The sequence below is a fragment of the Parabacteroides sp. AF48-14 genome (assembly GCF_003477465.1).
Taxonomy (GTDB): domain Bacteria; phylum Bacteroidota; class Bacteroidia; order Bacteroidales; family Tannerellaceae; genus Parabacteroides; species Parabacteroides acidifaciens.
In genome coordinates, this window is record NZ_QUDI01000001.1 from 174,564 (window position 1) to 194,416 (window position 19,853).

Genomic DNA, 19,853 nt, shown 5'->3' on the forward strand with positions numbered 1-19,853 from the left:
TTGCATTAACAGAGGCTAATAATTTCAATAACACAAACAAATGAAGAGAAGAACGCATTTAATTACTTGTCTTTTGATGGGGCTTGTTTTGGTTTCGTGTATACGGGACGAAGCCCCGAATGCCGAAGCTGATATATTAACTTGTATAGTTCCTGCCGATATACTGAAAAGGGATCCGGTCATCGAGAATAATAAAGTGACGCTGATGGTAAGGGCTGATATCGATCTAAAGCATCAGGCTCCGGAGTTTACCTTGACTCCCGGTGCAACGATTTCTCCGACCAGCGGTACGGAACGCGATTTCACGACTCCGCAATATTATACGGTGACATCGGAAGATGGAAACTGGAAGAAAAAGTATCAGGTATCATATCAGATTGCAGGTATCAGTACCGAATATCATTTTGAGGAAGTGCGTAAAGTCGAAAGTTTGGCTTATACATATGATGTATTCTATGATACGGATAAGACAACAGGTAATACGATAGATTGGGCGAGCGGTAATTCCGGTTTTGCCATCACGGGAGTAGGTACGAAAGATCCGGCCAGTTTTCCCACTTCTTCGATGGAAGAAGGAAAAGTAGGAAAAGGCGTACGGTTGGAAACCAAGTCTACTGGTGATTTTGGCTCAAAAGTCGGTATGCCGATTGCTGCCGGTAACCTTTTTATGGGAACATTCGATGTGTTGAGTGCCTTGACTAATGCCTTGAAAGCAACCCGTCTCGGCATGCCGTTCGAGCATGTCCCGACTTACCTGAAAGGATATTATAAGTATAAAGCAGGGGAAACATTTGAAGAAAAAGGCAAGCCCGTACCAGACAAGAAGGATACTTGGGATGTCTACGCTATCTTCTACGAAGTAACCGACAAAGTCCGTTATCTTGACGGAACCATTGTCGAGGACAATTATACGCACCCGAACCTGGTGTCTGTCGCTTTGTTGGACGATAAAGACCGGAAAGAAACGGACGAGTGGACGGAGTTTTATATTCCTTTTGTGATGAAATCCGGAAAGACAATCGATCGTGAGAAGCTGAAAGCCGGTGGCTATAATGTCTCCATCGTCTTCTCTTCCAGTAGAGAAGGCAATTATTTCCGGGGTGCCCCCGGAAGCACTTTGCTGATCGATGAAGTGGAATTGATTTATGCTGCCGACAATTAAAACGAAGAACAAAATGAAGAAGAATATCATATCTATCTATATCTGTGTGCTGACCTTGTCGTTGGCGACACTTCCTGCTTTTGGGCAGATGGACCGGAATCAGGGAATTATCAAATCGGCCCTGCTTGGCCTGGAGTATGAAATAAAAGCCGGGTTTAATATCGGCGGTACGGCGCCACTACCTTTGCCGGTTGAAATCCGTGAGATAACAGGCTATAATCCGACTCTCGCCGTGGCGATAGAAGGAAATGTAACCAAATGGTTCGATGCCGAAAGGAAATGGGGCATGCGGATCGGTATCCGTCTCGATAATAAAGGAATGAATACCGATGCACGGGTTAAGAATTACGGAATGGAGATTATCGGAGATGGAGGCGAGATTGTAAAGGGGAACTGGACGGGATATGTAAAGACAAAGGTGAAGAATTCTTACCTCTCTTTCCCTGTTTTGGCGACTCACCAGTTCAATCCTCGTTTCAGCATGAGCCTCGGCCCGTATTTGGCTTATATGCTGGAAGGGGATTTCTCGGGAAATGTCTATGACGGTTATCTGCGTGAGGGAGATCCGACGGGGAGTAAGGTTGTTTTTGAAGACGGCAAGAGCGCGTCGTACGATTTCTCGAAAAACCTCCGCCGTTTCCAGTGGGGAGCGCAGTTGGGGGCTGAATGGCGTGCTTTCAAGCACTTGAACGTCTGTGCAGACCTGACTTGGGGGCTGAACGATATCTTCCGGAAAGATTTCGAAACGATTACGTTTGCCATGTATCCGATTTACCTGAATGTAGCTTCGGATACGCCTTTTAAGGCACATATTTTATACTCATTGTTGTGGCTTTCCTGATTCATCATTATGAAATGGGAGAGCCATAATTATATTATTAAAAGACATCTTTTTCGTAACAGTTCATTATTCCGATTTTAATTAATATATTTGCCTTTGATTTAATTTTTTAGTCCAATATATTTTGAATTACCATGAAAGAAAACACTAAGAAAGGGGTAACCCGTCGAGAGTTCCTCGGCCTTTCCGCTCTTGGATTGGCAAGTTTGACTATCCTGCCCAGTTGGGCTGTTAATGGTGTGCGTATCGCACCGAGTGATCGTGTCGTTTTAGGATTTGTCGGATTAGGGCAGCAAGGTTTGTCCGACTTCCGGAGTTTCTCTACTTGTCCGGGTGTACAGGTGGCGGCATGTTGTGATGTAGACTCGTTGAAGCGGGAACGTTTCAAACGTCGTGCCGAAGCTTGGCAGAAATCGCTGAATGTGGCTCCCCGTTGCGATATGTATGAGTTCTATGAAGACTTGCTGGATCGTAAGGATATCGATGTTATCGAAGTTGCGACTCCCGACCATTGGCATGCCTTGGTTGCCATCCATGCCTGCCAGAGCGGCAAGGATGTTTATTGCCAGAAACCGTTGGCCTATACCATTACGGAAGGTTTGGCCGTGGCCCGTGCCGTACGCGATAATAACCGCGTGTTCCAGATCGGTAGCCAGCAGCGTTCGAGCAAAGAATTTCAGGATGCGATCGCATTGGTCCGCGCCGGCAAGATCGGCCATATCGAAAAGATTTATGCCCGTGTCGGTGAGCCTCCCAAACCACTGGACTTGCCGGAAATGGATGTTCCCGGTAATCTGAACTTCAACCAGTGGATGGGACCGTTGAACGATCCGAAGATACATTATCATCCCGATCTTTGTCCTCCTATCACGCTTGAACCCGAACAGAATGAACAGTTATGGGGCGCATGGCGCTGGTATCAGGAAACCGGAAACGGATATACGGCAGACTGGGGTGCACATATGTTTGACATTGCACAGGCGGCTATCGGTATGGATGGTTCCGGTCCGGTAGAGTTTATTCCGGCCGGATATAAAGGAACGAAATATGCAACCATGAAATATGCGAATGGCATCGTGATGACCGAACAGCCTTATCGTGAAGACAATCCGAATGCACAGGGAATACAGTTTGTCGGCGACAAGGGTTGGTTGAAAGTGGCTCGTGGCTATATCGAATGCTCGGATCCTTCCCTGTTGCCGAAGAAAGAACAGAAAGTCGGTAAAGGCGAATATGAAGTAAGTTCTCCGCATATGCAGAACTTTATCGATTGCGTCCGTTCACGCGAGAACCCGATTGCTCCGGTTGAGGTCGGTTGCAGTACGAATACGCTTTGCTGCTTGCAGAATATCGCCCGCGAATTGGGCCGTCCGGTTCATTGGAATCCGGCAACCCTGAGCTTTGAAGGTGATAAAGAAGCACAGGCGCACCGCTTGTACTGGTACGAATATCGGAATCCGTATAAATTGCCGTATTGCCATAAATAAGGAAAATAGAAAGTATTTACCGGACGCAGGCGAGCGCTGTCTGCGTCCGGTTTATTTGTTTACAGACGCACCCTCTTTTTTTATATTTTTCCACCTGCGATAGTGATAATTCCGCCAGCTCTGTTTAAATTTGCAAAATCCAGACAAAAAACATAATGTATCATGAAAACTAATCAACTATTTCTTTTGACGGGATTGGCAGTAGTTGCTCTTCCTGCCTGTGTCCAAAAGGACAAAAAAGAGGTACCGGAGAAACCTATGAACATTCTCTACATCATGTGTGATGATCATTCTTATCAGACAATCAGCGCCTACGACCATCGTTTTATTGAAACGCCGAATATAGACCGGATTGCGAACGAGGGCGTACGGTTTACGAACAGTTTTGTCGCCAACTCGTTGAGCGGTCCCAGCCGTGCCTGCCTGTTGACAGGTAAACACAGCCATAAAAACGGTTTTACCGATAATACGAAACGTTTTGACGGCAGCCAGCAAACCTTTCCGAAACTCTTGCAGCAGGCCGGTTACCAGACTGCCATCGTCGGAAAGTGGCATCTTACATCCGATCCGACAGGGTTCGACTATTGGAACATCCTGACCGGACAAGGTGATTATTATAATCCCTATTTTATTGACAACGGGGAGAAGAAACAGATAGAAGGCTATGCAACGAACATTACGACCGACCTGGCTTTGGATTGGTTGGATACCAAACGTGATAAAGACAAACCGTTCTGCCTCCTGCTGCATCACAAAGCTCCGCACCGTACCTGGATGCCAGATACTTGCGATCTGGACTTGTATGACGATATTGTCTATCCGATTCCGGAAACGTTCTATGACAAATACGAAGGCCGTATCGCCGCTTCCGAACAGGAAATGAATATTATCAAAGATATGGACCTTGTCTATGACCTGAAGATGGCGGATAAGGAAAACGAGATCCATACGACAACCGGATTGGAAGCTAACGGCCGTGCGTTGTATAACCGGATGACTCCGGCGCAGAAAGCAGCCTGGGACAAACATTACGACCCGATCATAAAGAAGTTCAAAGAGCAGAAACTCACAGGCAAAGCATTGGCCGAATGGAAATACCAGCAGTATATGCATGATTACCTGCGTGTGATCCATTCCGTAGACCGTAATGTGGGCCGCGTATTGGACTATATGGAGAAAAACGGTTTGCTGGAGAACACGATTATCGTTTATACCTCCGACCAGGGTTTCTATATGGGCGAACACGGTTGGTTCGACAAGCGTTTCATGTATGAAGAGTCTTTCCGTACCCCGATGCTGGTTCGTTTCCCGGGTGGAGTGAAAGGCGATATTCCGGAAATGGTTCAAAACATCGACCATGCCGCCACTTTCCTGCAACTGGCCGGTGCTCCCGTTCCCGAAGACATCCAGGCGATTCTTATCTGCCGTTATTGAAAGGGGAAAAACCGAAAGACTGGCGTACTTCCCTGTATTATCATTATTATGAATATCCGGCGGAACATGCCGTGAAACGCCATTACGGTGTCCGTACCGACCGCTATAAACTAATGCATTTCTACAATGACATCGACGTGTGGGAACTGTACGATCTGCAAAACGATCCTCAGGAAATGCACAACATCTATAACGAACCCGGCAATGAATCCCTGATCGACAGCCTCAAAACGGAACTTCATAAATTGCAAAAACAATATGACGACCCGATCGAGTCGGAGCTGGCAAATGCAAAGAAGTAAGATGGATAGAAACAAAAAAGGCATTCAGAAATGAATGCCTTTTTTATTGAATAGTAGTGAATTTGTGGAGCATATCGGACTCGAACCGATCACCTTCAGACTGCCAGTCTGACGCTCTAGCCAGATGAGCTAATGCCCCGTAGCGTTTATTTTCGAGTGCAAATATAGGGCTTTTCCTGATATTAGCACTATCTTTGTCTTAGAATTTTTATCAAAAATAAGATGATAGTCTACAATACAACGTTCCATATAGAAAAAGATATTCAGGAGGAAGGCCTGGATTATCTGAAGAAACAGTATATGCCGAAAGCAATAGCAAGTGGCTTTCTGCAACGCCCGTGCCTGCGGCGGGTGATGCATACGGAGGCGGAAGAGGGGGTGAGCTTCTCTGTGCAGTTTCATGTGAAGAATGTCGATACGCTGAATTTCTGGTTGCAGAATGAGGGAGGCCGTCTTCATAAGGAACTGGTTGCCCGTTTTGGCCATAAGATAGCCGGTTTTAGTACTTTACTGGAAGAGATAGACTGGGAGAAATGACAAAAGACCGTATTATATTGGGGATCGACCCGGGAACGATTGTGATGGGATACGGAGTCCTGAAGATTGAAGGTAATAAGCCCAAGCTGGAAGCAATGGGTATCCTGCAATTGAATAAATATGAGGACCATTACTTGCGCCTGCGTAAGATTTTCGAACGCGTATTGGGACTTATCGACCAGTATCATCCGGACGAACTGGCTATCGAAGCCCCGTTCTTCGGCAAAAACGTACAGAGTATGTTGAAGTTAGGACGTGCCCAAGGAGTTGCGATGGCGGCCGCTCTTGAACGGGATATCCCGATCTTCGAGTATGCCCCTTTGAAGATTAAGATGTCCATTACCGGAAACGGAAATGCGGCAAAGGAACAGGTTGCCGGAATGCTACAGCGTTTCCTGCATATCCCGGAAGAATCCATGTTGCCGCAGCTGGATGCAACAGACGGTCTGGCGGCAGCCGTGTGCCACTATTTCCAGACCAATAATCCCGTGCAGGAGAAGAAGTACACGGGATGGAAAGACTTTATCGCCAAGAACCCGGGCAAAGTGCGCTAAGACCGGTCAGAAGCCGAAACCTCCGTGGTCGTCCTGCTCCGTTTCTTTTTCATGACCTTTGATCAATAGGTAGGTATCGCCGGATTGAAGAATGTCCGATGCTTCGACTTTATTTTTTAACTTCCCGACCTCTTTCCCGTCTGTCACTTCTATGAGTGCCCGATAACCTTTGGCAGGCTTGTCGGCGATGTACCAGATGCCCGAATAAGAGATGTCTTTCACCAAATTGGCGAGAGGCATACTTACACCGGATATGGAGATCGGACCGCGCAGCAGTTTCAACTTTCCGGAGTAGGGAGTCGACAGGCCAAGTGCTTCCGGTATCCGGGGATTTTCTTTACTATCCAAAGGTACGTACAGGCGGATCAGCTCGTCGACCTTGCTTTTTGCATCTTCGGAACCCGAAGGAAACACGACGGACACGTATTTGTTCCCGGCTACCGCCTGCAGTTGATAGGGAGCCAGGCAATCGATGCAGCCCAATGTGTCCGCCCGGCTGCATTTGAAGATATGCAGGGAATAAATACCGAAAGCATCTTCAGCTGTCGGCATATCGTAAATGTCGATCGTATATTCGTTCCCTTTATAGACGACATCCCGTGTGACCAGTTTGCTAACCCCGTATTCCAGGAACTGGTCTGCGCCCCCGTTCATAAAGCCATACAGGCCTGTGCCGGTAAATATCCGTTCGCGTTTGACCTCAGGTGCTTGCCCGAAGAGCGTAACCGGGACAAGCAGGGTGAACAGGAGTCCTATCAGATATTTGTTCATGCTTGCAGATTTATTTCCTTGAGTTCTATTTTGTCTTTATCGGCAACGCCCAGTTTCAGCTCCTGCGCTGTCTCCATAAAAGCGCGCGAGCCTGCCTTTTCGCCGTCCTGTATGCCTTCCTCGATTCGTTTGGCGAGGACGATGTCGTAGCAGATACGGTCTGTCGCAACCGGATCGGTTCCTACGACAAGCGTATTGTAGTGGCAGATAAACTGAGGGTTGGCAGACGGACCTCCGTCGAAACATCCGGTCAAGCCGTCGGCAATGTTCAACACGACCTTATCGCGCAAGGGCGGGAAAGCGCACGCACAGGCACAGGTGTCGTGCCACATCGGTCCGTGGAGCCGCGCCGTGTTCGTGATCGAACCGAAAGCGAGGTTCTTCATGCAAACCGTGATTGTGGAACCCGCGTTCTTGATGACCGGGACATTGATGATTTTGGTGACCATCTCCGTACATATCTTGGTGAAGTAAGAATGCTTTCCTCCGTTTATCATATAAGGCATCGTGTAGGCATCATATTCGCCTTCGAGGTCTACGAAAAACGACTGCGATTTGTCGATCCGGCTTTCTCCGTAAAACTTACCGTCCTTGTCGATATAGCTGCCGTCTACGTCCTGATATTCCGTGCCGATAATCTTGATGCCGGGATAATTTTCTTCCGTGAAGCCGGATTCTTTCAGGTCTTCTTCGCGTCTGTCCCAGATGATTAGATTCTTTCGGGGAATGCCCGCTTCTTCCAATTGTTTGATGATAGATCGGGTAACGGCATGCGAGGTGGAAAGGAGTTTTCCGGCGATCGGGTTTACCTTCAGACCGATGATATCCTGCGGGCCGACCAGTTCGAGCCATGCTTTACGCAGGTCTGCCTGACCGGTCAGATTCAGCATGGAGGTTTTCAACATCTCATAGGCAACCGTTTCCGAAGGCTGTCCGTCTACGATGCAACCCGGATGGCTGGTCTTGACTACCTTACCCGGATATTTGCCCGGCATGGAATGGGCTGTCCGGGGGATGGCGGTTGCTTCGTTTATATTTGTTGCCGGTTTTTGTTTCTCCTGATCCTGCAGGGGAACCGCTTTGGCAATAGGGGAAAGGGCGGCTGTCATACCTCCCAGCGCGATGGAACGGAAAAAGTTTCTTCTTTGCATGGCTTTATTCAATTAAAGTTAATGTTCGTAGTGTTATCCCGGATAGCACGTGAGACAAATGTACGAATTAATGGTGGGAAAACAAAGAGCTGAAGGGGACTCTTCGTTCCATATCTGGCAAAATGTGAATCTCCGATGAGAGCCGGAGGTTAAATACTATCATGGTTTTAAAAAATAAAAGGATGCCTGTACATTACAGACATCCTCCTTTCATAGACACATTCTCTACGTATATTGAATACACATTGATTTTATACAATACCTTGCGCCATCATAGCTTTGGCTACCTTCATGAAGCCGGCGATATTGGCACCTTTCACATAGTTGATGTATTTGCCGTCCTTGCCGTGTTCTACGCACTGTTCGTGGATGGCGCTCATGATCTGATGCAATTTGGCGTCTACTTCTGCAGCCGTCCAGGAGATATGCATGGCATTCTGTGTCATTTCCAGGCCGGAAGTTGCAACACCGCCGGCATTGACAGCCTTACCCGGAGCGAAGAGCTGTTTGTGTTCGATAAAGAGGTCGACAGCTTCGGCCGTACATCCCATGTTGGATACTTCGGCAACGCACAGAGTCTTGTTTTCGATCAGCTTGCGTGCATCGTCTGCATCCAGTTCGTTTTGGGTTGCACACGGAAGAGCGATATCCACCTTCTGTTCCCAAGGTTTCTTGTTAGGATAGAACGTTGCACCGGGGAATTCGTCAGCATAAGGAGCTACGATGTCGTTGCCCGAATTACGCAATTCCAGCATATATTCGATCTTTTCGCCCGAAATACCGTCCGGGTCGTAAATATAACCGTCCGGTCCGGAGATTGTAACGACCTTGCCGCCCAGTTCGGTTGCTTTCGTTGCTGCACCCCATGCTACGTTACCGAAACCGGAGATGGCAATCGTTTTACCTTTTATATCAATACCGTGAGTTTCCAGCATCTGATGAACGAAGTAAAGGGCACCGAAACCGGTTGCTTCGGGACGGAGGTTAGAACCGCCGAACTCCATTCCTTTACCAGTGAATGTTCCGGTGTTTTCACGAGCCAGTTTCTTATACATGCCGTACATATAACCTACTTCGCGTCCGCCTACGCCGATATCGCCTGCCGGAACGTCGCGGTCCGGACCCAGGTTACGCCACAGTTCGAGGATGAATGCCTGGCAGAAACGCATGATTTCAGCGTCACTCTTACCACGGGGAGCGAAGTCGGAACCGCCTTTGCCACCACCCATCGGCAATGTTGTCAATGCATTCTTAAAAGTTTGTTCAAAGCCTAAGAACTTAAGGATGGACAGGTTTACCGAAGGATGGAAACGGATACCTCCCTTGTACGGGCCGATCGCATTGTTGAATTGTACGCGATATCCCAGGTTTACTTGTATTTCCCCCTTGTCGTCTACCCAGGGTACACGGAAAGTGAAAATACGTTCCGGCTCAACCAACCGTTCGATGATTTTAGCTTTCTCGAATTCGGGATGCTGGTTGTACACTTCTTCAATTGAAAGAAGAACTTCTTTTACTGCTTGCAAATACTCCTTTTCGCCCGGATGTTTTGCTTCCAATGCTGATAAGATGACTTCTGTCTTCATAGTATATAATTTCTTTTTTAGATAACATTCTGTTTGCAAATGTAGGCAATAACCTGGGTTGGCAAAGTATTTTGCTTACTTTTTGATAGTTATTTTCTATGTTATTGAACAATGTTTTTCAAGCGTTGTTCCGGTACTTCTCCGGAAGAGGTTGGCTCAAATTCAGGAGCAAACTACCTGTGAATTGTTTTTTTCCTTACATTTGGGGAGTTAATTCTATAAAAATCATCATGAGCGGAATACCGGACTTTAAAAACCTTGTGTTCAAAGACACATCGTTCGCCAATCTAATGAATAAGCGTATATATAATGTATTGCTTATAGCTACTAAATATGATGCCTTCATGCTGGAAGACGACGGGCGTGTAGACGAGCAGATCTTCAACGAATATACCTCTCTCAGCCTTCGTTATCCGCCCCGGTTTACGCAGGTGACTACAGAGGAGGAGGCACTTGCCGAATTGAAAGACCGTAACTTCGAACTGATCATCTGTATGCCGAATATGGATAACCGTGACATTTTTGCGGCGGCAACGGAAATCAAGATTCATTATCCCAATATACCGATCGTAGTCCTGACGCCTTTCTCGAAAGAGGTGTCCAAACGGATTGCGAATGAGGACTTGAGTGCGATCGATTATGTGTTCAGCTGGTTGGGAAATGCAGAGTTGCTGCTTGCCATCATCAAGCTGATCGAGGACAAGATGAATGCGCCGGATGATACGGCAAGTGTCGGTGTGCAGATTATCCTGCTGGTGGAAGATTCCATCCGCTTCTATTCTTCCGCTTTGCCACATCTGTATAAGTTCGTATTGGAGCAGAGCCAGATGTTTGCCAAGGAGGCGTTGAACGATCATCAACGTACGCTCCGTATGCGTGGGCGTCCTAAAATCAAGCTGGCGCGTACTTATGAGGAGGCTGTCCGCATCTTTAACCAGTATCGCGACAATATGCTGGGGATCATTTCCGACATGAGTTTCATGCACGATGGCGTGAAAGACCCGTATGCCGGCTATAAGTTCGGACAGTATGTGAGGAAGACCGGTTTGATCATCCCTTTCGTGCTCGAATCGTCCGAGGCAACTAATAAAGTATATGCAAAGGAGTTAGGAGCTTCTTTTATCGATAAAAACTCCAAGAGCTATCCGCAGGACCTCAGGAAGAAGATCATGCAGCGGTTTGGTTTCGGCGACTTTGTCATCCTGAACCCGCAGACGAAGGAAGAGATCATGCGTATTAAGGACCTGAAGGACTTGCAGAAGAAAGTGTTCCAGATTCCCGATGATTCGCTTGTCTATCATCTGAGCCGCAATCATTTCTCCCGTTTCTTCTATTCCCGCGCCATGTTTCCGCCGGCAGAGGTATTGAAACGCGTGGACGTGAGCGATTATAAGGATATGGATGAGGCACGGCAGTTGATTTTCGATCTTATCGTGCAATACCGGCGGATGAAAAACTCCGGCGTCGTGGCTGTCTACCAGAAAGAACGTTTCGACGAATACAGTAATTTCGCCCGCATAGGAGACGGGTCGCTCGGAGGAAAGGGGAGAGGCTTGGCGTTTATCGGTGCCATGGTGAAGCGTTATCCTGATCTGGAGCACGAACATTTTGCCGTAACCATTCCAAAGACAGTCGTGATCTGTACCGATATCTTTGACGAGTTCATGGATACGAATGAGCTATATCCGGTTGCTTTGGGTGATGCGGATGACGAGACGATCTTGAAATACTTCCTGCGTGCCAGCTTACCGGCCCGCCTGATCGAAGATTTGATGGCTTTCTTTGATGTCGTCAAAAGCCCGATCGCAGTCCGTTCGTCCAGCCTTTTGGAGGATTCCCACTATCAGCCGTTCGCAGGTATTTATTCTACCTATATGATACCTAAACTGGAGGATAAATATGATATGCTCCGGACGTTGAGCGATGCGATCAAGGCGGTTTATGCTTCTGTTTTTTATCGTGACAGTAAAGCTTATATGACAGCAACATCGAATCTTATCGACCAGGAGAAAATGGCGATTGTTTTGCAGGAAGTCGTAGGTAACCGCTATAATGACCGTTTCTACCCGACAATTTCGGGTGTGGCGCGTTCGCTGAATTTCTACCCGATAGGTAATGAAAAAGCGGAAGACGGGATTGCCAATATCGCTTTAGGTCTTGGCAAATACATTGTGGACGGAGGGCAGACGTTGCGCTTTTCTCCTCGCCATCCGCATAATATATTGCAAATGAGTACGATGGATTTTGCTCTTCGCGAAACGCAAACCCGCTATTATGCGCTTGACTTGAAGAACTTGACGGAGCAATTCTCCGTAGACGATTCTTTTAATCTGCTTCGCCTGAATCTGAAAGATGCGGATGCGGACGGTTCTCTGAAATTCATTGTATCTACTTATGATCCTTATGATCAGATAATCCGTGACGGTTATTATCCCGGTGGCCGTAAGATATTGTCTTTTGTGAACATTCTCCAGCACGACGTTTTCCCGTTGGCAGAGACGCTTGACCAGATTTTGCATGTCGGGCAGGACGAAATGGGACGTCCGATCGAAATAGAGTTTGCCGTGAACATTGATCCGGAGAATCCGGAACGGGCTACTTTCTATCTGCTGCAGGTGCGTCCGATCGTGGATAATAAGGAGGTGATGGAAGAAGATTTGACGCAGGTTGAACAGTCTGATACGATACTGTCGTCTACCAGTGTGCTGGGACATGGCATCGTGACAGATGTGCAGGATATTATATATGTAAAGACCGGCGCTTTCAGCTCTTCCAATAACCAGTTGATTGCTTCCGAAATAGAGAAGATGAACCGTCAGTTTACCGAAGGGGAAAAGAATTATGTCCTGGTTGGTCCCGGTCGTTGGGGAAGCAGTGATTCCTGGTTGGGAATTCCGGTGAAATGGCCGCATATCAGTAATGCCCGCGTCATTGTGGAATGCGGACTGGAAAACTATCGCGTCGATCCGAGCCAGGGCACGCACTTCTTCCAGAATCTGACTTCATTCGGCGTCGGCTACTTTACTATTAACCCGTTTAAAGGAGATGGATGGTTCGATGAAGAATATCTGAATTCCCTTCCAGCCGTAGAAGAAACCGAATATCTCCGCCACGTCCACCTCGATGCACCGATCGTCATCAAGATGGACGGGAAGAAGAGTTTGGGAGTCGTGCTAAAACCTAATCTTTCTTCTTGATAAAGTCCGAAGGATAGTTTACGGTGTTGATGATTTCGCCACCTTTCAAGCGTATCCAGGTTTTGAAGTTCTTTTCACCTTCAGTCATTTCGATTACGCGGGCGCCGTTGGTCAGGTTGTTATACACAGTGTCTCCACCTGTATAACGACCGTAGGCCAACAGGATGCCTTTCCAGTAAACGGCGTAGTCGTCATCATGATCATGGCCGACAAATACGCCCAAGATGTCTCCCATTTCTTTCATGGATGTGAACATGCCGGAGTTGAGTTGGGGCGCACAGGCTTTTTCCTTACGTGTTCCTACTAAAATAGCGGTTTCGTCTGCCGCCGCCTGGTTGTATTCCGGCAGGGCGATGTGGAAGAACGCTAATGAGGGTAGGGGATTGCCGCCGTTCTGTTTCGTATATTTGGCGCTGTTCTCACGGTACCATTGTATCTGGTCGAACTTGATATAGTCGTATCCGCCTATACCCTTGATTTGTGAGTAAGAATGTGAATCCAGACAATAAAGGATTGCTGCATCCTTCTTCCCGTCGGACGATTTCAGCGGAAGGATGAAGTTCGTAGCTCCTACGACTCCGGCTACAGAATCGGTCAGGTTGTAGGGGATTGTCTGAATGATATCGAACAACTGGGCGCGGGTAAGTCCCTGTTCGTTATCATGATTTCCGAATGTGACTCCGAAAGGAATTTTGCGGTCTGCGGCCAAGTTCAGTATCGTGCGCATCCCTTCTTCAGCCGGCTGCCCATAGATGACATCTCCGGTAAAAAGAACCAGATCCGGTTTCTCGGCGTCCAGTACCTCATTGATCCGTTCGATGGATATTGCCGATTTGGGATTTCCATGAATGTAATGTACATCTGTGAACTGTACGATTTTAAATTTGCCGTCTTTGTTGAACTGCAAAGTCGGCTTCTGCGCATAGTTTGATTGCAGACAACCGAATACAAGCGCAAGGGTAATAAGAAGTTGTTTCATTTCAATATGTGTTTAGATTATGTTTTTATGTAACAAAGGTATCGAATTATAGTGATTGGTTCATAATTCGATACCTTTTATTTGACGAATAATTGATAAACGGTTAATAACCTAAACAATTATGCCTTCTATATTTGTGGAGGAAACCAAGTTGCATAATGAGGCGATTGTTCAAATATTCCCCCGCTTTCAGCAAAATAATCATCATCAAGAACGAAAGTCCCTTTGTTGACTTTAGCCCACGATTTATCGGCTGTCGGATTATATGTCAGCATTTTATCCCACTGAGCATAATTTTGATGCCCATTACTTTCTACCAGTCCGAGCCCTCCTTTTATTCCAGGGAAAGCGTTTAAACGTGAAGCCACAATTTTATTCCACTCTACCAGGATCGGATTAACTGTCAGATCCGCACAGAAACAAGGTATATTATTATCGTACGCTAACTGGGCAACTTTCATGGACATGCTCATCGTTTTAGCTATTGGTTTCAAGGCGATAGCTGAATATCCCAATCGGATTCTTTCCAATGCATGTTTGTCGGTATGTGCAGTCTCATCTGACACGATACGTACTCCCATATCACTTACATCATACATTTTTTCTTCGGCGAACGGCTCTTCTATAATCGCAATTTGATCGAATGCACCGATTTTTTTTTGCATGGTCGAGGAAGCGTAACATGGTTTCTTTTTTCTCGTATCGGCCGTTTGCATCGAAGTAATAAGGTAGTTTTCCCGATTCTGTATATGAAGTGCGGGCATTCCCGATCGCAGCATGTATCTCACTTAGCCGTTTCATGTCTTTTTCGACCATTTCTTCTTGTGTGCCAGCCTGCCCGATTTTTATTTTCATAAAAAAGTATCCGGCATCTACCGTGTCTTTTATTTCTTGGACCGGGATATTGTAAGCCATAAGAGGAATACATGCAACCTTATTATGATGATTGGAAAGACATGGGCGATAGGCAACCGGAACCATATCGTCGAAATTGTCAATCCCATTTTCGGCACAATAAAGCAACCACGCTGCATTGTCTATTCCGACTAATGCATTCAGGATAAATGTCTCTTTTAAATCAGGGTTTCCTGTGATCTTTTTTCCATATTCCCATAATTCGTCCAATATATCTTCCTGCAATTGGACTGGATTGGAAAATGTTTCCCCTTCTATCATCTGCAAGGCTCGTGTTGTAATGTTATACATCAATGCATTACCCGCACTTTCAGAGTGTACCTCGAAAACTGCCGGATCACTCCAAAGGACGTTTTGGGTACATATTCCGAATTTCCTGTATCCATTTTCACTTCCGAGCAATGCCGCCGTTTGCCAGATTTCTTTCATCTCTCCCCCTTTAAATCCGAATGGACGTATTAAAGGCTCCCGTTCGAAATTGGCATTCATCTCAATAATCTTTATTTTTTTCTCCCCGGGAATCCCGATAAATGTGGATTTTGTCCCTATTGTCTTACTTTTTCCCGAAGGAAGAGCCTCTTCTTTGGCTGGTGGCGAACAGCTCTGCGCAGCAAAAGCCAAGCTGCTGGTCGCGGCAAAGAAGCTGCTGTGTTTTATAAAGTTTCTTCTGTTCATGATCGATTAATCTAAATTGTGTTCTTTCAACTTTTCGCGAAACCAGTCAATATCCTGTTTTAGGCAGTGTGCTATTTTTTCATGACTCATTGTCGGTGTCCGACTACCTTTGTCGGCTCCTCCCAAGTCATATTCTAAATGAATACTGAATGGACCGGAAAGTTTTAATTCTACGTATTTACGGAGAAAAGCATCAAAATCAACCATTCCATAGCCTAAAGGCATGTCTTGTATTTGCCAATGATTCCCCGTTTTTTGCCAGATAAAATCTTTGATTGGACAGCTTTTAATCCAAGGAGCAAGCAATTCCATCCCTAATGACCAAGATTGGCCACCTTCGCATATTGCATGACGAATATCATATTGTACCCCGATATATTGTGGATCCAGATCTTTTACCAGTAAGTATAAATCCCAGACAGGACCGCCAACTCGAGTTCCTGAATGATTCTGATAAGATCCATGTATATCATATTTACGATTAAGTTTTTCAAGCTGTTCAAAAGATCTCTTCACTATATCTATATTCTGAGGTATTGTTTTTGTTTTATCATAATTTATATACCCCATTCGATAATGCTGTATACCCATTTCTGCTGCTGTAGCAAGAATAGATTCTGTATATTTATCTTTTGCGTCAATGATTGTTGTTACCATCATGGGTGTCGATATACCTTCTTTTTGGAGTGTTTTTACTAAACGTGGCAGATCGCTTTTTACCTTTTCAGGTTGTACGTGTCCACCATCGCGAACAGATAAATCAGCTCCGTTATAGCCCGCTTTTGCAAGAGTTTGAGCGAGTTGTTCATAATTCAGATATTGCAAGCATTTTGTAAATACACATATTGTTTGGGAGTTTACTTTATTACCGGGAATGTTAGATATTATTGGATTATAAACCTTTTTTGCGTAGCATTGGGGGCTAAAATAGCCCCCGTTGCCAATGTAACACTGGTCTTAATAAAACTTCTTCTAGAATTATTCATAACCAAAAAGTTAAATAGTCCAAGGTCTTCGATATTCATATCCCAGCATTTCGTTTGCTTTTTCTGAATTAAGGAAACGTTCATTTACAGCGTCCCAATGTAAGCGCTCCTTTGTTGCTAATGCAATATTGGCAAGATGTGCAAAACTTGTTGATCGATGCCCTTCTTCCAATGGGCATAAAGGAGTTTGTCTGGATTTAACACAATCAAGAAAATCTCGTATTAGTCCGGTTGTACTATCTGCACTACTGGCATCTCCTAATAGTTTCATTTTATTATCGAATGATATTTCATCAAAATGCTTATTCCAATTTTGGAATTGTCCTGGTGATGTGGGTCGGATACGGTATCCTCCTTCATATGCATAAGCAATTCCGTCTGTACCTCTTAACTCCAATTCTCCATAAGGGAACATACCGCCGCTTGTCGTTTCCATAATACTATAGGTGATAATTTTACCAGATGCAAATTCAAATGTCACGAATGCAGTGTCATCTATATCTGCATCATGATTTAAAACGTATTTACCTCCATGGGCAGAAATGTAAGTCGGTGCAGTCTCATTCATTAGCCAACGTAATGCATCTAAGTGATGTACTCCCCAATTCCCCATTTGAGAGGAATAATCTCCCCACCAACGAAATTTATAAGGTGCGATATTATACTGGTAAGGACGGTATGCGCGCGGACCTAACCACATATCCCAATTGAAATCTTTGGGAGGTTCTTCCGGTTGCATTTTACCGATACCATTCGGAAACAAATTGCTGATATGAGCTGCTCGGCCAACTGTTATTTGTCCGATTCTGCCAGCATGGATCTCTGCTACTAATTTTTGATAAGCTATATTTCCACGACGGTTAATACCAACGGCTACCACTTGTTTGCTGGCAGCTTGTGCTTCTACCATTTTTCGCCCTTCCATTAAAGTGCTGGTCAGGGGTTTTTCGCAGTAGACATCCTTTCCTGCTTTAATAGCAGCAATGGTGATATAAGCATGCCAATGGTCGGGTGTTGCAATACATACGGCATCTATATCTTTATCGTCAAGTAGTTTCCTGAAATCAGAATACAATTTGGGCTGCTTAGGAAATTTTTCACCCATCTTTGGAATCTTGTCTGTGAGATCTTTTAGCCATCGTTCATTGACTTTACTTCTATCTCTGTGAAGATAGGGCTCATAGATGTCACATAAGGCGGCTACCTCGCAATCTGGTTGTTGCATAAACAATCCTAATAGTTCGGAGCCTCTGTTTCCCACCCCGATGAATCCCATTCGTACTTTATTATTTGCTCCTGTTTTATGTGAGGACGTTACTGTACCAAATATATGTGTGTTAGTTGTAAAGCCAGCTGTTAATACTGCCGCGCTTTTTAAGAAATCTCTTCTTTCCATATTATAATTATTTATTTGTTCAACTTGTTGATTATGATAATAAAAACAGAATTATTCATATCCGGGATTTTGAATTAGCAATGAATTCCTATTCATTTCTGTTCGTGGGATAGGGAAAAAATAAGCTTTGTCTAACCATGCCCTTTTTTCAAATTCATAAGGGGTTATTGTAGGGATTTCATCTGTAACATGTGTTTCCTGATCCATTTTATATATAATAGTAACACCATGAACAGGTTTATATGCCTGTGGTCCAATAGCCCAACGACGTACATCCCACATACGATGATCTTCGAATGCCAATTCGACACGTCTTTCATGTCGACAACATTCTCGTAATTCGACTCCTGTAGCTGTAATATCAGGCATACCAGCTCTTTTTCTTATTTTATTCAAGTATATTTTTGCTTCATCATATTCCCCTAATTCAATGCATGCTTCCGCGTAATTAAGTAATATTTCAGCATAGCGGATATGTCTCCAAGGTGTATCTTGTGCAATGTCTTGATATTGCCCATCCATTGATGGATCCAAAAACTTGCGAAGATAATATCCTGTATAGCCTCCTTCAAAAGCGGAAACGGTACTATTTCGTCCGTCTGGTCCATACCATAATTGCATTTCATTCTTTTCAGTATTCCAGATTTCTTTATTCCCAATACTGATAATTCCATTAGGCTCTATACTGATAACGTCAGCTGTCCGAGTTCTCCATTTAGCCCCTTCATAAAGGATTGATGCATAGAAACGAGGATCTCTATCTTTGTATGGAGTCTTAGCATGTTCAGGATTATCCCAGCTGAAAGGTATGCCAGAGCGCATTTCATATTCATCAACAATTTCTCCGATAGGACAGTTGTTACCTCCTCCATGATATCCGTTAGGTGTATTATTATTTAATATGTTATTGTTATAAGGTACTAGTCTGGAGGTAAAATATCTTATAAAAATATCTTCTTCCGTAGCTTTAGGTGCCAGGAAAAGATCTGTAATATTCTGTGCAATAGAATCTGTCGGAGATGGATTTGCTTTGAATAGATCGTATAGATGCATATCTATTACTGCTTTAGCGGCGTCTTTGGCTGCTTTCCATCTGCTGTTTTGAGAACCAGTGGTATATTTTAAATATTCTGGTTTTTCGTAATTCTCAAAATTGAAAGAGTTATGTAAATCGCTGGCTGCATAAAGCAATATGCGTGATTTTAAAGCGAGTGCGGCTCCTTTGGTTGCTCGGCCATTGTTGCTACCACTATGAGTAAGAGGTAATAATTCAGCGGCTTTGTCACAATCCTCAGAAATGAACTTAATACAATCTTCATAAGAACTTCTGGCAATATTGTAATCATCTCCTAATTGATATACTTTGTCTACAATGGGAACTCCTCCATAAAGATTGGTTAGATAAAGATAAGTCCATGCTCTTAAAAAATAGGCTTCTCCTTTCAAACGCTCTTTTTTTGTTTTACCATCAATGAGGGTATTATCATTCGGTAATTTATCAATACCCGTTAGAGATATGTTACATTTACGAACAATAGCATAGAGTTGATCCCATATCATACGTGGATGTCCTTCTCCTTTGGTCCACCCTGGTATATTATCCGGGCTTAAGACACAATTGTTGAAATTCATAACATCACTGTTGTCACGACGGTGCCCTTCATCAACAAAGCACATTTGCATATATTTAGCATATGGAATATCCATTGCATCGTAAATACCATTAATGAATAATTCTGATAAAGCAGGATCTTTCCATACATCGGTTTCTGAGTACTCCCCTAATGGTTTTAGGACGAGTGCATCATCAGAACATGAGATGGTAAGTATTCCCATGAAAAGAAGTACTGTTGAAAAATATTTAAAACCTTTCATATTCG

General features: G+C 44.8%; 14 protein-coding genes, 1 tRNA gene and 2 pseudogenes. 7 read left to right on the top strand and 10 right to left on the bottom strand.

Annotated elements, in window-relative coordinates; genetic code table 11:
* The first annotated feature begins 40 nt into the window (after nt 1–40).
* The 4 genes and pseudogenes from DW083_RS00730 to DW083_RS00745 all read left to right on the top strand — a co-directional run bounded on the left by DW083_RS00730 (nt 41) and on the right by DW083_RS00745 (nt 5,226).
* Nucleotides 41–1,162: a PCMD domain-containing protein gene (locus DW083_RS00730; RefSeq protein ID WP_122331089.1), complete on the top strand. Its 1,122-nt coding sequence runs from the start codon at nt 41–43 to the stop codon at nt 1,160–1,162.
* A gap of 13 nt (nt 1,163–1,175) precedes the next feature.
* A pseudogene (locus DW083_RS00735) lies at nt 1,176–1,966 on the top strand (porin family protein).
* A gap of 171 nt (nt 1,967–2,137) precedes the next feature.
* The gene (locus DW083_RS00740; protein WP_115497927.1) at nt 2,138–3,490 is read left to right on the top strand and encodes a Gfo/Idh/MocA family protein; all 1,353 of its coding nucleotides are present in this window, start codon (nt 2,138–2,140) and stop codon (nt 3,488–3,490) included.
* Nucleotides 3,491–3,652: 162 nt separating this feature from the next.
* A pseudogene (locus DW083_RS00745) lies at nt 3,653–5,226 on the top strand (sulfatase).
* A gap of 65 nt (nt 5,227–5,291) precedes the next feature.
* Here the strand turns inward: DW083_RS00745 and DW083_RS00750 are convergent.
* A tRNA-Ala gene (locus tag DW083_RS00750) sits at nt 5,292–5,365 on the bottom strand.
* Between the two features lie 83 nt (nt 5,366–5,448).
* Here DW083_RS00750 and DW083_RS00755 point away from each other — a divergent pair.
* Both DW083_RS00755 and ruvC read left to right on the top strand, forming a co-directional pair.
* On the top strand, nt 5,449–5,763 hold the full coding sequence (locus tag DW083_RS00755) for a DUF4286 family protein (protein ID WP_122331090.1): 315 nt from the start codon (nt 5,449–5,451) through the stop codon (nt 5,761–5,763).
* A complete protein-coding gene (gene ruvC / locus DW083_RS00760) occupies nt 5,760–6,317 on the top strand; it encodes a crossover junction endodeoxyribonuclease RuvC (RefSeq protein WP_122331091.1) in 558 nt (185 codons plus the stop codon). Before DW083_RS00755 ends, ruvC begins: the two co-directional genes overlap by 4 nt.
* Before the next feature lie 6 nt (nt 6,318–6,323).
* On the opposite strand, the gene DW083_RS00765 is transcribed toward ruvC, so the two are convergent.
* From DW083_RS00765 to gdhA, 3 genes are all read right to left on the bottom strand, one after another.
* Nucleotides 6,324–7,088 (bottom strand): DUF6599 family protein, encoded by a 765-nt coding sequence (locus DW083_RS00765; RefSeq protein WP_122331092.1) that lies wholly within the window; start codon nt 7,086–7,088, stop codon nt 6,324–6,326.
* Nucleotides 7,085–8,239 (bottom strand): DUF362 domain-containing protein, encoded by a 1,155-nt coding sequence (locus tag DW083_RS00770; RefSeq protein ID WP_122331093.1) that lies wholly within the window; start codon nt 8,237–8,239, stop codon nt 7,085–7,087. Before DW083_RS00770 ends, DW083_RS00765 begins: the two co-directional genes overlap by 4 nt.
* Nucleotides 8,240–8,490: 251 nt before the next feature.
* Complete coding sequence (gene gdhA, locus DW083_RS00775; RefSeq protein ID WP_115497933.1) at nt 8,491–9,825, bottom strand: NADP-specific glutamate dehydrogenase; 1,335 nt, start codon at nt 9,823–9,825, stop codon at nt 8,491–8,493.
* Nucleotides 9,826–10,055: 230 nt separating this feature from the next.
* Between gdhA and DW083_RS00780 the strand changes: the two genes are divergently transcribed.
* A complete protein-coding gene (locus DW083_RS00780; RefSeq protein WP_122331094.1) occupies nt 10,056–13,022 on the top strand; it encodes a PEP/pyruvate-binding domain-containing protein in 2,967 nt (988 codons plus the stop codon).
* Here the strand turns inward: DW083_RS00780 and DW083_RS00785 are convergent.
* The 6 genes from DW083_RS00785 to DW083_RS00805 form a co-directional block, all read right to left on the bottom strand.
* Nucleotides 13,006–14,001 carry a metallophosphoesterase family protein gene (locus tag DW083_RS00785; protein ID WP_122331095.1) on the bottom strand — a complete coding sequence of 332 codons (996 nt, stop codon included), beginning with the start codon at nt 13,999–14,001 and terminating at the stop codon, nt 13,006–13,008. The genes DW083_RS00780 and DW083_RS00785 overlap by 17 nt on opposite strands.
* A 128-nt stretch (nt 14,002–14,129) precedes the next feature.
* Nucleotides 14,130–14,666, bottom strand: coding sequence for a hypothetical protein (locus DW083_RS22190; protein ID WP_199659124.1), 537 nt, complete (start codon nt 14,664–14,666; stop codon nt 14,130–14,132).
* Nucleotides 14,593–15,591: a hypothetical protein gene (locus DW083_RS22195; protein WP_199659125.1), complete on the bottom strand. Its 999-nt coding sequence runs from the start codon at nt 15,589–15,591 to the stop codon at nt 14,593–14,595. Before DW083_RS22195 ends, DW083_RS22190 begins: the two co-directional genes overlap by 74 nt.
* A 6-nt stretch (nt 15,592–15,597) precedes the next feature.
* Nucleotides 15,598–16,416, bottom strand: a complete 819-nt coding sequence (locus DW083_RS00795) for a sugar phosphate isomerase/epimerase (RefSeq protein ID WP_158582075.1) — start codon at nt 16,414–16,416, stop codon at nt 15,598–15,600.
* A gap of 171 nt (nt 16,417–16,587) precedes the next feature.
* Nucleotides 16,588–17,973, bottom strand: a complete 1,386-nt coding sequence (locus tag DW083_RS00800; protein ID WP_122331097.1) for a Gfo/Idh/MocA family protein — start codon at nt 17,971–17,973, stop codon at nt 16,588–16,590.
* Nucleotides 17,974–18,024: 51 nt separating this feature from the next.
* Nucleotides 18,025–19,848 (bottom strand): RagB/SusD family nutrient uptake outer membrane protein, encoded by a 1,824-nt coding sequence (locus DW083_RS00805; protein WP_199659126.1) that lies wholly within the window; start codon nt 19,846–19,848, stop codon nt 18,025–18,027.
* Between the last annotated feature and the right edge of the window lie 5 nt (nt 19,849–19,853).

What these genes read in the sequence shown, in the direction of transcription:
- DW083_RS00730 (WP_122331089.1), top strand. Translation starts at nt 41, where the DNA reads ATGAAGAGAAGAACGCATTTAATTACTTGTCTTTTGATGGGGCTTGTT.
- DW083_RS00740 (WP_115497927.1), top strand. Translation starts at nt 2,138, where the DNA reads ATGAAAGAAAACACTAAGAAAGGGGTAACCCGTCGAGAGTTCCTCGGC.
- DW083_RS00755 (WP_122331090.1), top strand. Translation starts at nt 5,449, where the DNA reads ATGATAGTCTACAATACAACGTTCCATATAGAAAAAGATATTCAGGAG.
- ruvC (WP_122331091.1), top strand. Translation starts at nt 5,760, where the DNA reads ATGACAAAAGACCGTATTATATTGGGGATCGACCCGGGAACGATTGTG.
- DW083_RS00765 (WP_122331092.1), bottom strand. Translation starts at nt 7,088, where the DNA reads ATGAACAAATATCTGATAGGACTCCTGTTCACCCTGCTTGTCCCGGTT.
- DW083_RS00770 (WP_122331093.1), bottom strand. Translation starts at nt 8,239, where the DNA reads ATGCAAAGAAGAAACTTTTTCCGTTCCATCGCGCTGGGAGGTATGACA.
- gdhA (WP_115497933.1), bottom strand. Translation starts at nt 9,825, where the DNA reads ATGAAGACAGAAGTCATCTTATCAGCATTGGAAGCAAAACATCCGGGC.
- DW083_RS00780 (WP_122331094.1), top strand. Translation starts at nt 10,056, where the DNA reads ATGAGCGGAATACCGGACTTTAAAAACCTTGTGTTCAAAGACACATCG.
- DW083_RS00785 (WP_122331095.1), bottom strand. Translation starts at nt 14,001, where the DNA reads ATGAAACAACTTCTTATTACCCTTGCGCTTGTATTCGGTTGTCTGCAA.
- DW083_RS22190 (WP_199659124.1), bottom strand. Translation starts at nt 14,666, where the DNA reads ATGCAAAAAAAAATCGGTGCATTCGATCAAATTGCGATTATAGAAGAG.
- DW083_RS22195 (WP_199659125.1), bottom strand. Translation starts at nt 15,591, where the DNA reads ATGAACAGAAGAAACTTTATAAAACACAGCAGCTTCTTTGCCGCGACC.
- DW083_RS00800 (WP_122331097.1), bottom strand. Translation starts at nt 17,973, where the DNA reads ATGGAAAGAAGAGATTTCTTAAAAAGCGCGGCAGTATTAACAGCTGGC.
- DW083_RS00805 (WP_199659126.1), bottom strand. Translation starts at nt 19,848, where the DNA reads ATGAAAGGTTTTAAATATTTTTCAACAGTACTTCTTTTCATGGGAATA.